The organism is Collinsella aerofaciens ATCC 25986 (assembly GCF_010509075.1).
Classification (GTDB): Bacteria; Actinomycetota; Coriobacteriia; order Coriobacteriales; family Coriobacteriaceae; genus Collinsella; species Collinsella aerofaciens.
Genome location: NZ_CP048433.1, coordinates 202,108 through 215,826 on the forward strand (window position 1 = coordinate 202,108; position 13,719 = coordinate 215,826).

Sequence of the window (13,719 nt, forward strand, 5' to 3'; positions counted from 1 at the left end):
CTCGTTTCCTGACATGTCCCGCGCGGGCCGCGGCGAGCCGAGACCGCCGCATGACCTAATAGGAGCATGGAGCGATACCGCGGACCCGAACAACCGCATTCTATCGCGCCCCGTCAGTGTGCCGTCTGCCCGGTCCAGGCGAGCACGGAAAGAACGGAGCGAGACATGCAAAACGAATCGGCACCCGGCGCCCGCGGGCCGGTCTTCTGCGGGGTCGACACCCACGCCGACTCGCACTGGCTGTGCGTCCTGGACTGGAGGGGCCGCAAGGTCCTGTCCCGCCAGTTCCCCGCCGACGCGGCGGGCTACGAGGCGCTCGCCGGGGCGATCGCGGCGGCCGGGGAGCCGGCCTGCGTCGCGATGGAGGGGACGTCGTCCTACGGGGCGGGCCTCACCAGGCACCTCGCGTCGCTTGGGATGCCCGTGCGCGAGGCGCTCTCCCCGGCGAGGACGCAGAGGAGGCGCCCGGGGCAGGGGAAGTGCGACGAGTCGGACGCGGAGAGGGCGGCCCGCGCGGCGATGTCCGGCTCAAGGCTCGGGACCCCCAAGAGCCAGGACGGGTGGGTCGACGGGGTGCGCTGCATGCTCGCGGCGCGCTCCGGGGCGGTGAAGGCGCGGACCTCGGCGATCAACACCGCGAGGTCGCTGCTCACCACCGCGCCGGAAGGGCTCAGGTCGAGGTTCCGCGGCATGGGAGGGCCGAGGCTGATGGAGGAGCTCCCCTCCGTGCGCGCCGAGGGCGCGCTGGGCGCCGCGCTCGGCGCGCTGGCGGACCTGTGGGCGGCGGCGCGCGACGCGGCGCTCGACATGGAGCGCGCGATCGAGGCGTCCCTGGAGGAGAACTGCCCCGCGCTGCTGGCGATGTACGGGTGCGGGCCCGTGAGCGCGGCCAAGCTCGCGGTCGCGGCCGGGGACAACCCGGGCAGGCTGCGCTCCGAGGCGTCGTTCGCGGCGATATGCGGCGCCTGCCCCATCCCCGCCTCGAGCGGCAAGACCGTGAGGCACAGGCTCAACAGGGGCGGCGACCGGCAGGCGAACAGCGCTCTGCACGAGATCGCGAGGCAGAGGGTCATGCGTGGATTGGCAACACCTATTTGGACGATTCCGGGAGGGACAGCCCCGCCTCCCTGAACTCGACCGGAGACATGTAGCCCAGCGTCGAGTGGATCCTGAAGTTGTTGTACCAGTGCACGTAGTCCGAGAGCTTGGCCCGGAGCTCGCGCGTCGTGCCGAACGTCTCGCGGTGGACGAGCTCGGCCTTCAGTATCCTGTTGGTCGACTCGTCGACGGCGTTGTCGTAGGGGCAGCCCTTGGCCGACAGCGACCTCTCAATGCCGAAGGCCTCGAGCATCAGGTCGATCTCGGCGTTGTCGAACTCGCTGCCGCGGTCCGTGTGGAAGACCTCGATGTCCGAGATGGGGAAGGAGAGCGTCGCGAACGCCGACTTGACCAGCCGGGCGTCCTTCCTGGGCCCGGCGGAGTGGCCGACGATCTCCCTGTTGTAGAGGTCGACGAGCAGGCAGACGTAGTTCCACGAGGCCCCGACGCGCACGTAGGTCAGGTCGCTGCATATATGGGTGCGCGGCGCCCTGCCGCCGAAGCCGCGCGCGACGACGTTGGGCACGTCGGCCTCGTTGACCGCCCCGGGGTGCACCTTGAACCTCTTCCTGCCGTATGCGCTGACCAGGCCGTTCTCCCTCATGATGCGGCAGACCCGGCGCCGGCTGACGGTGACGCCCGACCTCTCGAGCGACGCCTTTATCTTGCGCGAGCCGTACCGGCCCTTGCTGGCGGCGTGGGCCGCGACCACGGCCGGCGCGGCGGGGTCCGGCGCGGCGGGCCGGTCGGCCCGCGAGCGCATGGAGTAGTACGTCGACCTCGCGACGCCGAGGAGCCTGCACTGCGCTGATATGGGGTAGCGGCCCTCGTTGGCCGCTATGGCCCTCACTTTCGAGCGTATATCAGCGCCGCTTGTTTTAAGACGTCGACCTCCATCCGGAGCCTGCGGTTCTCGCGCTCGAGCTCCAGGATCCGGTTCTGCTCGGGCGTGCGGTTGCACGCGGCGCGCGGCGAGCCGGTCGCGTTTATCGACTTGATCCACCTCTCCACGGTGCTCTTGCCGAGGTCGTACTCGTCCATGATCTCGCGCTTGGGCTTGCCGGCGTTGTAGAGGTCGACTATCTGCCTCTTGAACTCGTCGGTGAAATGCCTCGGGTGCCTGGGGTCCCTCATATACGGCCCTCCCGTCTCCTGCGCCCCTCCCGGAACTGTCCACATCAGTGTAGCCAATCCAGAGAAGTACATCTCGATGCTGGAGAGGGGCCAAAGGGAGCTCAAGCCCATAAGGAGGGCCTACGAGGCATGGGTCGAGGCCGGACTTCCGCTCGATTGGGACAGGCAAGCCTTCGAGGCCGAGCGCAAAATGGATTCTAAAAAACACCTTGCCAAATAGGAGCGTCAGGACGGAGGAAGCCCCCGCCGCACGTAGTGCGCAGCGGGGGCTTCCGACATGTCCGAGGACGTTTTCAGAGCTTTACCCTGTAGGGTCCCGAGGGGATACGTCAGCTACTCAGCCATCTGAGCCTGGACGGCGGTGATGGCTACGACACCCACGATGTCGTCGGCAGAGCAGCCGCGCGACAGGTCGTTGACCGGCTTGGCGATGCCCTGCAGGATGGGGCCGTAAGCGTCGGCGCCGGCGAAGCGCTGGACCAGCTTGTAGCCGATGTTGCCTGCCTCGAGGTCGGGGAACACGAGCACGTTGGCCTTACCGGCGACGGAGGAGCCGGGAGCCTTGAGCTGGGCGACGGTGGGGACGATAGCGGCGTCGAGCTGCAGGTCGCCGTCGATGGCGAGCTCGGGAGCCTTCTCCTTGCAGAACTTCACGGCCTCCTGGACCTTCTTGGCGACCTCGCCGCCAGCGGAGCCCATGGTGGAGTAGGAGAGCATGGCCACGTGCGGCTCAACGTTGCCCATGAAGGTGGACCAGGAGTGAGCGGAGGCGATGGCGATCTCGGAGAGCTCGTCGGAGGACGGGTTGATGTTGAGGCCGCAGTCGGCGAAGATCAGCGTGCCGTCAGTGCCGAACTGCGGGGTGTCGGTGCACATCACGAAGAAGGCCGAGACCAGCTTGGTGCCCGGGGCGGTCTTGAGGATCTGAAGCGCGGGGCGCAGGGTGTCGGCGGTGGAGTGGCAGGCGCCGGAGACCAGGCCGTCGGCATCGCCCATCTTGACCATCATGGTGCCAAAGTAGGTGGCGTCCATCACCTGGGCGCGAGCCTGCTCGATGGTAACGCCCTTCTTGGCGCGGAGCTCGGCAAACTTCTGCGCGTACTCCTCGTGCTTCTCGGCATTGCGCGGGTCGATGACGGTAGCGCCGGGAACGTTGATCTCGTCGGGGTTGCCCAGGATGACGATCTTTGCCAGGCCCTCCTCGATGATTTTGGTGGCCGCGACGATAGTGCGCGGATCCTCGCCCTCGGGCAGGACGATCGTCTTAAGGTCGGCCTTGGCGGCAGACTTCATACGGTTTAGGAAATCGCTCATGTTACTCCTTACAAGCGTTTCGCTAAGCTCCAGGCACCCGGCTGTTCACGAATAAACCCGCTGCTAGCGGGTTTACCTTTCAATTATGTACGCCGCGGTGCTTGAGCTTTCCTTGTGTGGCAAGCTCATTATAGGACGCATTAGCGCTATAATCGCTCTGATAAATATGTCTCGAAGAATGTTCGAGAAAAGCCCAGCTAACGAGCCCGTGGCTTTTGACAAGGAGTATCGATGCAGATTACCTCAGGCCTGCCTGAAGGCTTTAACGCCGGCGCGTACGACATGATTGTCGTCGGTGCTGGATATGCCGGTGCCGTTTGCGCCCGCCGTCTTGCCGAGACCATCGGCTATCGTGTTGCCGTTTTGGAGCGCCGTAGCCACATTGCGGGCAATGCCTATGACTGCACTGACGAGGCCGGAATCCTGATCCACGAGTACGGTCCGCATATCTATCACACTTTTAACGAGCGCGTGCACAATTTCCTGTCGCGCTTTACCAAGTGGACGGATTATCAGCACAAGGTGCTCGCCAACATCAACGGTACCCTTATGCCCGTGCCCTTCAACCATGCGAGTCTCAAGCTCGCCTTTGGTGACGAGCGCGGTGAGGAGCTGTATCAGAAGCTCGTGGAGACCTTTGGCAAGGATGTCAAGGTGCCCATTATGGAGCTGCGTAAGAAGAACGACCCGGATCTTGCCGAGGTCGCCGATTACGTCTACGAGAACGTCTTTTTGCATTACACCATGAAGCAGTGGGGCCAGACGCCCGATCAGATCGATCCCTCGATCACCGGCCGCGTTCCCGTCTTTGTGGGCGATGATGACCGCTACTTCCCGCAAGCTCCCTTCCAGGGCATGCCGCAGGAGGGCTACACGGCGCTCTTTGAGCACATGCTCGACCACGACCTGATCGACGTGTTCTGCGACGTGGACGCCCGTGACCTCTTTGAAATCGACGAGACTACCGTCAAGATCGACGGCAAGGTCTATGGTGGCGAGATCGTCTACACCGGTCCGCTCGATGAGCTGTTCAATCTCGATCTGGGCGCGCTACCGTACCGCACGCTCGACATGAAGTTCGAGACGCTCGATATGGACCAGTTCCAGCCCGTGGGCACCGTCAACTACACCACGAGCGAGGACTACACGCGCATTACCGAGTTCAAGAACATGACCGGTCAGATCCTGCCCGGCAAGACCACCATCATGAAGGAGTATTCCAAGGCCTATACGCCCGGCTCGGGCGAGACGCCGTACTACGCCATTCTTGAGCCCGAGAACCGTGAGCTCTATGAGCGCTATCTTGAGCGCGTCCAGAACCTGACGAACTTCCACCCGGTGGGTCGTCTGGCCGAGTATCGTTACTACGATATGGACGCTGTGACCAATTCCGCCCTCGATCTTTCGGATGAGATTATCGCCTGCCATGCATAAAGTCATAACATTCGGTATTCCCTCGTATAACGCCGCCAAGGACATGGACCATTGCATCACCTCCATCTTGGAGGGGAGCAATTACGCCACCGATATCGAGATTATCGTAGTGGACGACGGCTCCAAGGACGAGACGGCCGATAAGGCCGACGAGTGGGAGGCACGTTATCCCGGTATCATTCGCGCGGTGCACCAGGAGAACGGCGGCCACGGTATTGCCGTCCTTTCGGGTCTGCGCGAAGCACAGGGCACCTACTACAAGGTCGTCGACTCGGATGACTGGCTCGATGCTGCGGCTCTTTCGACTATGCTGTCGATTCTGCGTGGCTTTGAAGAGCGTGACCAGCGCGTTGACCTGTTTATCTCGAACTACGTGTACGAGAAGGTTTACGAGGGCACGCATACCGCTATTGGCTACAAATTTGCCCTGCCGCGCAAAAAGATCTTTTCCTGGGATCAGATCGGTCATTTCCGCTTGGACCAGAACCTACTCATGCACAGCCTGTGCTATCGCACGGATGTGCTGCGCGAGTCCAACCTTCCCATGCCGCCGCACACGTTCTATGTGGACAACATCTACGCCTACGTGCCGCTGCCGCGTTGCAAGACCATGTACTACGCCGACATCGACCTCTATCGCTACTTTATCGGTCGCGAGGGCCAGAGTGTCAACGAGGCCACGATGGTCAAGCGTCTGGACCAGCAGTTCCGTGTGACGCGCATCATGATGGAGTCGTACCACCTGTACAGCGATGTTGAGTCGTCGCGTCTGCGCTCGTACATGATGGGCTATTTCACCATGATGATGGCGATCTGCTCGGTGCTCACCAAGCTTTCCGAGGAAGATTGCGCCGACGAGCGCCTAAAGACGCTGTGGAATGATTTGAAGGCCTACGACGAGCGCATGTATCGTCGTGCCCGCTACGGCGTGGTCGGGTTCTTCACCAATCTGCGCGGACGGGCCGGAGACAAAACCACACTCGGCCTATACCGTCTTGCCTCAAAGATCTTCAAATTCAACTAGCTGCCGAGTAATCGCTGCTGATAGGTTGACTGGGCCCCTTGGCCTTTAGTTTGCTACTGCGAACAGTCCTGCTCGCACGGAAAGCACATTAAGTGCTTTCCGGCTCGTGCGGAACTTGTATCAAACTAAAGGCCAAGGGGCTTCTGCTATAAGAATCGATTGTCAGGCTGCCTGAATTTGAAGATCTTAGACGCGCGGTACACAGGGGCCTGGGCTGAAAAGAATCTGGTTGGTAGGTTGCCCGGTGGAGCTTGGTTATGTTTGTCGCGAGTTCCGCACGAGCCGAAGAGCACTTAATGTGTTCTTCGTGCGAGCCAGGACTGTAGAGCAGCAAACATAACCAAGCCCCACCGGGCAACCGGTCAGGTTAGGCTACTTCGCGGCGCCGGGGATGCCGTGGGAGGTTTTGGCGGTTTTGGCTCCGTTTACGATGGCGGTCTGTAGGGCCCTTACGGCGAGCATGCCCAGTAGGTCTAGGGGAACGGCGGCGCTTGTCTGAGCGTCTAGTTTGCCGCTGGCGAGGGTGTAGATAGTGTCGCCGTCGTTGGTGGTGTGCGTGGGACGGATGGCGTGTGCGTAGGCGTCTGCGGCCATCTGGGAGACCTTGGTGGCTTGTGCCTTAGTGAGTTCCACGTTGGTGACGATGCAGCTGATGGTGGTGTTGGTGCGGTCGAGCGGCATCTGCATGGATCCGGCGGCGGCAAAGGCTGCGAGTTCCATGTCGACGATTTGGTCGCTATCGGCTGCGGCGCGCATGCCGGCGACCCACTCGCCGGTGAAGGGGTCGACAACGTTGCCGCAGGCGTTGACCGAGACCACGGCGCCCACCTTGATGGGGCCGAGTGCCACGGCGGCAGCTCCAAGGCCGGCCTTCATGCAGGTAGCGGGGCCCATGAGCTTACCCACGGTAGCGCCCGTGCCGGCGCCTACGTTGCCCTGTTCGAGCTTGGTGGGGGTGTTGTCGAGTGCTTCGCGCACGGCGGCGATGCCGGCCTCAATGTCGGGGCGAACGGTGGGGTTACCAAAGGCGAGGTCGAAGATACAGCTCGAGCACACGATAGGCACCTGCGTGGGGCCGACGGGAAGGCCGATGCCGCGGCTCTCAAGCTCGCGAGCGACGCCGCTTGCAGCCTCGAGGCCAAAGGCCGATCCGCCCGAAAGGCAGACGGCGTGGACCTTGTCGACGGTGTTCTCGGGTCGCAGCAGGTCGGTCTCGCGCGAAGCGGGAGCACCGCCGCGAACGTCAACGCCGCCGGTGGCGCCCTCGGGTGCCACGATTACGGTGCAACCGGTGCCGGCCTCCTCGTCCGTATAGTTGCCATAGCAAAAGCCATCGACATCGCAGACGTCAATGGCCTCGAGCAGTGTATCCATGTTTAACTCCTATCGGTTTTCCGCCGCGCCTTGTGCCCGGTCGGGATCCGTACGGTACGCCAAAATTGTAGGCGCTGGGGGATACCCAGCGCCAGATGCAATTACGAGAGTTTTTGAATCGCGCGCGCGACGCGGGCGATGGGTAGGCCCACCACGTTATAGAAGTCGCCCGAAATATCGTGCACGAGCATGCGGCCGCCTGTGCCCTGGATGCCGTAGGCGCCTGCCTTATCCATGGGCTCACCCGAGGCAACGTAGTGCTCGATCTGCTCGTCGGTGAGCTCGTAGAATGTCACGTCGGTCATATCGACAAACGACAGGCTCTCGGCGGCATGCGGGGCGGCCGTATCGCCTGCCTTAACGATGCAGACGCCGGTTGCGACCTGGTGCGTGCGGCCCGAAAGCTCACGGAGCATGGTGCGCGCCTCGCCCTCGGTTGCCGGCTTGCCCAAAATCTTGCCGTCGAAGGTGACGATGGTGTCGGCCGCGACCGTCAGCTCATTGGGCTCGGCATACTCGGCAGCAACGGCAGCCGCCTTGGCGCGTGCCAAGCGCTCGACAAGCGTGAGCGGGGCCTCGCCATCAAAGGGCGTTTCGTCGATATCCGCGGGAATCACGCGAATGTTGTAGCCTGCCTCGCGCATCAGCTCTATGCGGCGCGGTGATTGCGAAGCCAAAATCATAGTTGGATGCCCTCGGCGACCTTCTCGACAGCCTTGTCGCCGGCGATCGTGCGCAGCAGCTCAAGCGCAAAGGGGAGCGACTGGGCCATGCCGCTGGCGGTGATGATGTTGCCGTCTTGCGTAACCTTCTCGCCGGTATAGGCACCCTCGGGGAAGCTTTTCTCAAAGCCAGGGAAGCACGTGGCGTGGCGCCCCTCGAGCAGGTCGAGCTCGCCCAGGATAAACGGGGCGGCGCAGATGGCGGCGACGTGCTTGGTCGCGGCGAACTCGCAGACCACGTCGCAGACGCGCTGATCGGCGCGCAGGTTGGTGGCACCGGGCAGGCCGCCGGGCAGCACGACGCAGTCGTACTCGTCAAAGTTGATCTCATCAAAGAGCGCATCGCAGGTCACGGGGATCTGCAGCGAGCTTACGACCTCGCGCGTGGGCATAATCGAGACGAGCGTGGCGCGCACGCCGCCGCGACGCATGACATCGACCATGGTCAGGCATTCAATCGTTTCAAAGCCATCGGCGGCAAGAACGGCAACGCTGGGCATAAGGGTTCCTTTCATAGGGCGGCATACAATTAGCCGTCTTATACCCCGAAGACCCCCGCTTGCCACGCTCGATTTCCCAATGTTTAAAATAGCCCCGTCTGAATTAGCTACCCTCACCCATCCTCAACAATCTCAATCTGTAACATCTAGACCCACTTTTGACCCCCAACTGTTACAGATCAAGACAAACGGAAACCGCCCCGACAAAACGTCTAAATCTGTAACATCTATGGACCAAAACCGGGTCTTACTGTTACAGATCGAGACAGTCCCCAACGGCACCGCCCCGTTCGGGGAAACGACCGCCACAGGTGCGGCGGGCAGAGGCTCACTTTTTTCCTCGGTTTTTTCTTGACGGAATCTCACCTGTTGTAGTACTTTGTCCCAGTCTAAAAACGCGTGGACTTTTCTGGGCGCTAGCCACCTTTTTGCCACGCAACCGAGCAGTCGGTTGCGTGGCTTTTTTCGTCTTGGCAGCAGGTACCACATGTACCGCCAGAAGACCGCACGAGCCCACCTTCCGACTGCAGGGAGCAGACGCACGAGACGTGCATCTGCAAGACAGCAGACGGAAGGGAGCCTAATGGCAGGAACAAACACAATCAAGCAACAGGCCGCCGGGGCAGGAGCCACGGGCGCGGGACAGGCCAAGGCGGCGCTCCAGGTCTTTGCGGGCGGCGCCTGCTACGGCGCGATGGCCACGACCTACAAGCTCGCCTACGCCGCGGGCTTCACCTCGGCGCAGGTGGTGGCGAGCCAGGCGTGGTTCGGCTGCCTCTTCTTTGCCCTCGCCACACTCGCGGGCCACGCACTCGGGCACCGCTGGCAGCGCGTGGGCTGGAAGCTCGCCCTTAAGCTCATGGGCCTGGGGGCCCTCACCTGCCTCACCTCAATCCTCTACTGCTACGCCATGAGCGTGCTGCCCGCCCCGGTGGCGCTCACGCTCCTCTTCCAGTTCACGTGGCTGGGGCTCCTGTGGCAGACCGTCATGACGCGCCGACCGCCGAGGGTCCTCCAAGTGGTCTCCGCCCTGGTCATCGTCTTCGGAACGGTGTTCGCCAGCGGCGTTTACAAGACCGGCATCACCGGGTACGACCCCGTGGCCCTGCTCTGCGCGCTGGGGGCGGCCGTGTCCTGCTCCCTCTTTGTCACCCTCTCCGGCAAGGTCGAGGCCCCGTGCTCGTCCGAGCAGCGTGGCGTCATCGTATGCGCGGGCTCCGTGGTCATGTCGCTCACGGTATGCCCGGACTACGTCGTCTCGGGCGTCCTCGCCCAGGGCATCCTGCCCTTTGCCGTCATCGCCGGCTTCTTTGGCATGCTCTGCCCGGTCCTGCTCTTCGGCATGGGCTCTCCGCACCTGCCCGCAGGCCTCTCCACTGTCATGGCCGCCGCGGAACTCCCCGCCGGCCTGCTCATCGCCATGATCGTCCTCGGCGAGCCGCTCGGCGTCGTCGAGTGGCTGGGCGTCGCCATCATCCTCGCCGGCGTGTGCCTGGCACAGGTCCCCTCTCTGCTTGGAGGCCGGGAGGCACGTCGCGCCGCCGCAGGACAAGCCGTCAGCTAGTCACCCCTTCACAGGCGGCCCGCGCGCATCAGGGAAAGGGCCACGGGCCCGGCGCGTGAGGTCGCAAGGACGTTATAAAGCGTCCCCCGCAGAGATGGGGGTGCCAGAGAGAAGGAGGCACTATGCCATTTCCTAAAGGGTTCCTTTGGGGAGGAGCCACCGCTGCCAACCAATGCGAGGGAGGTTATGACGAGGGCGGCCGCGGCCTTGCCAATGTCGACGTCATCCCACACGGGTCGGAGCGCAACGACGTAAGTCGCGGCCTGAGGCGCATGCTCGACTTTGAGCCCGGGTACTACTACCCGGCCCAGACGGGCATCGACTTCTACCACCACTACCGCGAGGACATAGCCCTCTTCGCGGAGATGGGCTTTAAGGTCTTTCGCCTCTCCATCGCCTGGAGCCGTATCTTCCCCAACGGCGACGAGGAGGAGCCCAACGAGGCCGGGCTCGCCTTCTACGAGGACGTGTTCCGCTGCTGCCGCGAGCATGGGATCGAGCCCCTCGTGACCATCACGCACTTCGACTGCCCCATCCACCTCGTCAAGAAGTACGGCGCCTGGCGAAACCGCACCCTCATCGAGCTCTACAAGCGGCTCGTGAAGGTGCTCTTCAACCGCTACCGCGGCCTCGTGCGCTGGTGGATCACGTTCAACGAGATGAACATGATCTTGCACCGTCCCTTCATGGGTGCCGGCATCGTCCTCGAGCCCGGGGAGAATGCCCGCGAGGCCGAGTACCGCGCCGCGCACAACGAGCTCGTGGCGAGCGCCTGGGCCACCAAGATCGCCCACGAGGTCGATCCGGAGAACAGGGTGGGCTGCATGCTCGCCGCGGGAAGCTACTACCCCTACTCCTGTCGTCCCGAGGACGTTCGCGCGGCGCAGGTCAAGAACCAGGAGGACCTCTTCTTCGTGGACGTGCAGGCGCGCGGTCGCTACCCCGGCTACGCGCTCAAGATGCTCGAGCGCGAGGGCATCGACGTGGGCATGACCGCCGAGGACGAGCGCATCCTTGCGGAGAACACCGTCGACTTCATCTCGTTTAGCTACTACTCCTCGCGCTGCACCGCGGGCGACCCCGACTCCGTGGGCGGCGTCGCCGAGGGCAACGCCTTCGCCGGCGTGGAGAACCCCTACGTGCGCACGAGCGACTGGGGCTGGGTCATCGACCCGCTGGGATTCCGCATCACGATCAACGATCTCTGGGACCGCTACCAGAAGCCGCTCTTTGTGGTGGAGAACGGCCTCGGCGCCTATGACGAGGTGCTTCCCGACGGCACGATCGAGGACGACTACCGCATCGCCTACCTGCGCGAGCACATCGAGGCCATGCGCGACGCCATCGAGCAGGACGGCGTCGAGATGCTCGGCTACACCACCTGGGGGCCGATCGACCTCGTGAGCGCGGGCTCCGGCGAGATGGAGAAGCGCTACGGCTTCATCTACGTGGACCGCGACAACCTGGGCAACGGCACGCTCGAGCGCAGGCGCAAGAAGAGCTTCTACTGGTATCAACAGGCCATCGCCACCAACGGAGGCGACCTGGGCTAGCCGCCCGGGCAATATCACTAAGGAGATAATAATGGCTGAAAAATACGACGATCTGGCCAGATCCATACTCGAGAACGTAGGCGGCGCCGAGAACGTCGCCAGCGTCGCGCACTGCATCACGCGCGTGCGCTTCAAGCTCAAGGACGAGTCCCGCGCCAACACGGCCAAGATTGAGACCCTCAAGGGCGTCATCCAGGTCATCCAGGCCAACGGCCAGTACCAGGTGGTCGTGGGTAACATCGTCGAAGACGTCTACGACGCGGTCATGGAGGCCGGCAACTTCTCGGGCGGCGCAAGCGCCGACGACGAGCCCCAGGGCGATAAGACCGTTGCCTCCGTCATCATCGACCTCATCTCTGGCATCTTCCAGCCCATCCTGGGACCGCTTGCCGCCGCAGGCATCATGAAGGGACTGCTTGCCCTCATCACCTACTTCGTCCCGGCCTTTGCAAACGACGGCCTCTACACGCTGCTCTACACCGTGGCTGACGGCTTCTTCTACTTCCTTCCCGTCGCCCTGGCGTTCAGTGCCGCGCGCAAGTTCCGCATGAACGAGTTCACTGGCGTGGCAATCGGCGTGGCGCTCCTCTACCCGACGATGGTCGCCCTGACTTCGGGCGAGGCGCTCGGCAGCATCGACCTCGGCGTGGCCGGCACGTTCTCGTGGTACGCCACCGCCCTCGGGGTCCCCATCATCATGCCCGTGTCCGGCTACGTGAGCTCGGTGATCCCCGTCCTTCTCATGGTGTGGTTCGGCTCTATCCTTGAGCGCTGGCTCAAGAGCTGGATGCCGACTGCGCTCAAGATGTTCCTCGTACCGCTCGCCACGATGACGGTCTCCATCGTCTTGGGCTACCTCGTCATCGGCCCGGTGGCAACCCTCATCACCAACCTGCTGAGCGCGGCGTTCTCGTTCATCTTCCAGCTTCCCGTGGTTGGTTCCGTCCTGGGCAGCGCCCTGGTCGGCGGACTGTGGATGTGCCTCGTCAGCTTTGGCTTCCACTGGAGCCTCATCCCCATCTCCATCATGAACCTAAACACCCTCGGCCACGACAGCGTGCTCGCCGCCACCATCGGCCACGGGTTCGCGCTCGGAGCGGTCATCTTTGCCATGTACCTCAGAAACAAGGACGAGCGCTTCCGCGGCATCGCCCTTCTCGCGATGATCTCCGCCTTCTTCTTCGGCGTCACCGAGCCGGGCATCTACGGCATCGCCCTGCCCAACAAGCGCGCATTCGTCGTGGCATGCCTGAGTTCCGCCGTTGGCGGCGCCATCGTGGGAATGACGGGCGCCCTCATGTACATCTCGGGCGGCCTCGGCGTCTTCAACCTGCTCAACTTCATCGACGGGACCCCTGGTGGCGCCGGGATCTCTCACATGATCTTCGCGATCATCGCCTCGCTCGTCTCTGCCGTCCTGGCCTTTGTTATCGAGTTCATCACCTACCGGCCCAACGACGAAGAGGAAGGCGCCCGCTAGCTTGCGCCTCTTCTCGACCAGCTCCATGTAATTGAGGAGCAGTTGAGGTGGGTGAGGGCCGAGGGCGATCAAGGTGGCCGCCCTCGGCCCGGGACAACCTGCCAGAAGGCGTTTAGCTTTCTCGGGCGGCGCTGAAATGAACTGCGCCCCGATACTTGGACGGGTCAATTAGCGGCCTATACCGCACATGGGGACTGATTTCGGAACTCCTCCGGGGTCAGTCCCTTTTGCTTAACCCGCCTCCTCTTGTTCCAGTGAACGGTATAGGCTTCGAGGTCCCGCTTGAACTCCTCGAAGCTCCGCCACGTCCGGTTCCTGTAGAATTCGTCCTTCAGGCGCCCGGGCAGCAGCTCCGTCGCATGAGCTTGCCCTCGCACGCCGCCGGCCCCGGCCGGGTACGGACACCCTTCGGCCTCCCGCCGGCCTTCGGCGCGCTCGTACCCCCTGTCGCAAAGCTCTGCTGCAAGAGTCCTCAGCGTGGCATCGTGCCTGACTCTCCCGTTCATAAAGAAGCACCCATTT

Annotated in this window: 13 protein-coding genes; 7 read left to right on the forward strand and 6 right to left on the reverse strand. The window is 63.1% G+C overall.

Annotated elements, in window-relative coordinates; genetic code table 11:
• Positions 1–165: 165 nt before the first annotated feature.
• Positions 166–1,131 (forward strand): IS110 family RNA-guided transposase, encoded by a 966-nt coding sequence (locus GXM19_RS00925; RefSeq protein ID WP_050766084.1) that lies wholly within the window; start codon positions 166–168, stop codon positions 1,129–1,131.
• Here the strand turns inward: GXM19_RS00925 and GXM19_RS00930 are convergent.
• Positions 1,091–2,232 (reverse strand): IS3 family transposase gene (locus GXM19_RS00930; protein WP_370448105.1). Its coding sequence is split into 2 segments (ribosomal slippage): positions 1,091–1,974 and positions 1,974–2,232, totalling 1,143 coding nucleotides; the frame shifts between segments, so codons are not numbered across the junction. The two genes, GXM19_RS00925 and GXM19_RS00930, sit on opposite strands and share 41 nt — an antisense overlap.
• A 76-nt stretch (positions 2,233–2,308) precedes the next feature.
• Here GXM19_RS00930 and GXM19_RS00940 point away from each other — a divergent pair.
• Entirely contained in the window at positions 2,309–2,452 is a 144-nt protein-coding gene (locus GXM19_RS00940) for a hypothetical protein (protein ID WP_006234298.1), read from the forward strand.
• 113 nt (positions 2,453–2,565) lie between these two features.
• Here GXM19_RS00940 and pta read toward each other — a convergent pair whose 3' ends face one another.
• Positions 2,566–3,546 (reverse strand): phosphate acetyltransferase, encoded by a 981-nt coding sequence (gene pta, locus GXM19_RS00945; protein ID WP_006234296.1) that lies wholly within the window; start codon positions 3,544–3,546, stop codon positions 2,566–2,568.
• A 231-nt stretch (positions 3,547–3,777) separates the two neighbouring features.
• Here pta and glf point away from each other — a divergent pair, with 231 nt between their 5' ends.
• Positions 3,778–4,980, forward strand: coding sequence for a UDP-galactopyranose mutase (glf, locus tag GXM19_RS00950; RefSeq protein WP_006234295.1), 1,203 nt, complete (start codon positions 3,778–3,780; stop codon positions 4,978–4,980).
• Positions 4,973–6,004 (forward strand): glycosyltransferase family 2 protein, encoded by a 1,032-nt coding sequence (locus GXM19_RS00955; RefSeq protein WP_006234294.1) that lies wholly within the window; start codon positions 4,973–4,975, stop codon positions 6,002–6,004. The genes glf and GXM19_RS00955 overlap by 8 nt, the downstream gene beginning before the upstream one ends.
• Positions 6,005–6,376: 372 nt before the next feature.
• Here the strand turns inward: GXM19_RS00955 and GXM19_RS00960 are convergent, their stop codons facing one another.
• The 3 genes from GXM19_RS00960 to GXM19_RS00970 form a co-directional block, all read right to left on the reverse strand.
• Entirely contained in the window at positions 6,377–7,378 is a 1,002-nt protein-coding gene (locus GXM19_RS00960) for a P1 family peptidase (protein WP_006234293.1), read from the reverse strand.
• Between the two features lie 101 nt (positions 7,379–7,479).
• Positions 7,480–8,061 carry a Maf family protein gene (locus GXM19_RS00965; protein WP_006234292.1) on the reverse strand — a complete coding sequence of 194 codons (582 nt, stop codon included), beginning with the start codon at positions 8,059–8,061 and terminating at the stop codon, positions 7,480–7,482.
• Positions 8,058–8,600, reverse strand: coding sequence for a DJ-1 family glyoxalase III (locus GXM19_RS00970; protein WP_022094094.1), 543 nt, complete (start codon positions 8,598–8,600; stop codon positions 8,058–8,060). Before GXM19_RS00970 ends, GXM19_RS00965 begins: the two co-directional genes overlap by 4 nt.
• A gap of 583 nt (positions 8,601–9,183) precedes the next feature.
• On the opposite strand from GXM19_RS00970, the gene GXM19_RS00975 reads away from it, so the two are divergent.
• The 3 genes from GXM19_RS00975 to GXM19_RS00985 all read left to right on the forward strand — a co-directional run bounded on the left by GXM19_RS00975 (position 9,184) and on the right by GXM19_RS00985 (position 13,197).
• The gene (locus tag GXM19_RS00975; protein ID WP_006234290.1) at positions 9,184–10,164 is read left to right on the forward strand and encodes a DMT family transporter; all 981 of its coding nucleotides are present in this window, start codon (positions 9,184–9,186) and stop codon (positions 10,162–10,164) included.
• A gap of 122 nt (positions 10,165–10,286) precedes the next feature.
• Positions 10,287–11,717: a 6-phospho-beta-glucosidase gene (locus tag GXM19_RS00980; protein ID WP_006234288.1), complete on the forward strand. Its 1,431-nt coding sequence runs from the start codon at positions 10,287–10,289 to the stop codon at positions 11,715–11,717.
• A 31-nt stretch (positions 11,718–11,748) separates the two neighbouring features.
• Complete coding sequence (locus GXM19_RS00985; protein WP_006234286.1) at positions 11,749–13,197, forward strand: PTS transporter subunit EIIC; 1,449 nt, start codon at positions 11,749–11,751, stop codon at positions 13,195–13,197.
• Between the two features lie 176 nt (positions 13,198–13,373).
• Here GXM19_RS00985 and GXM19_RS10985 read toward each other — a convergent pair whose 3' ends face one another.
• Positions 13,374–13,703 carry an IS3 family transposase gene (locus GXM19_RS10985; protein WP_006234285.1) on the reverse strand — a complete coding sequence of 110 codons (330 nt, stop codon included), beginning with the start codon at positions 13,701–13,703 and terminating at the stop codon, positions 13,374–13,376.
• Between the last annotated feature and the right edge of the window lie 16 nt (positions 13,704–13,719).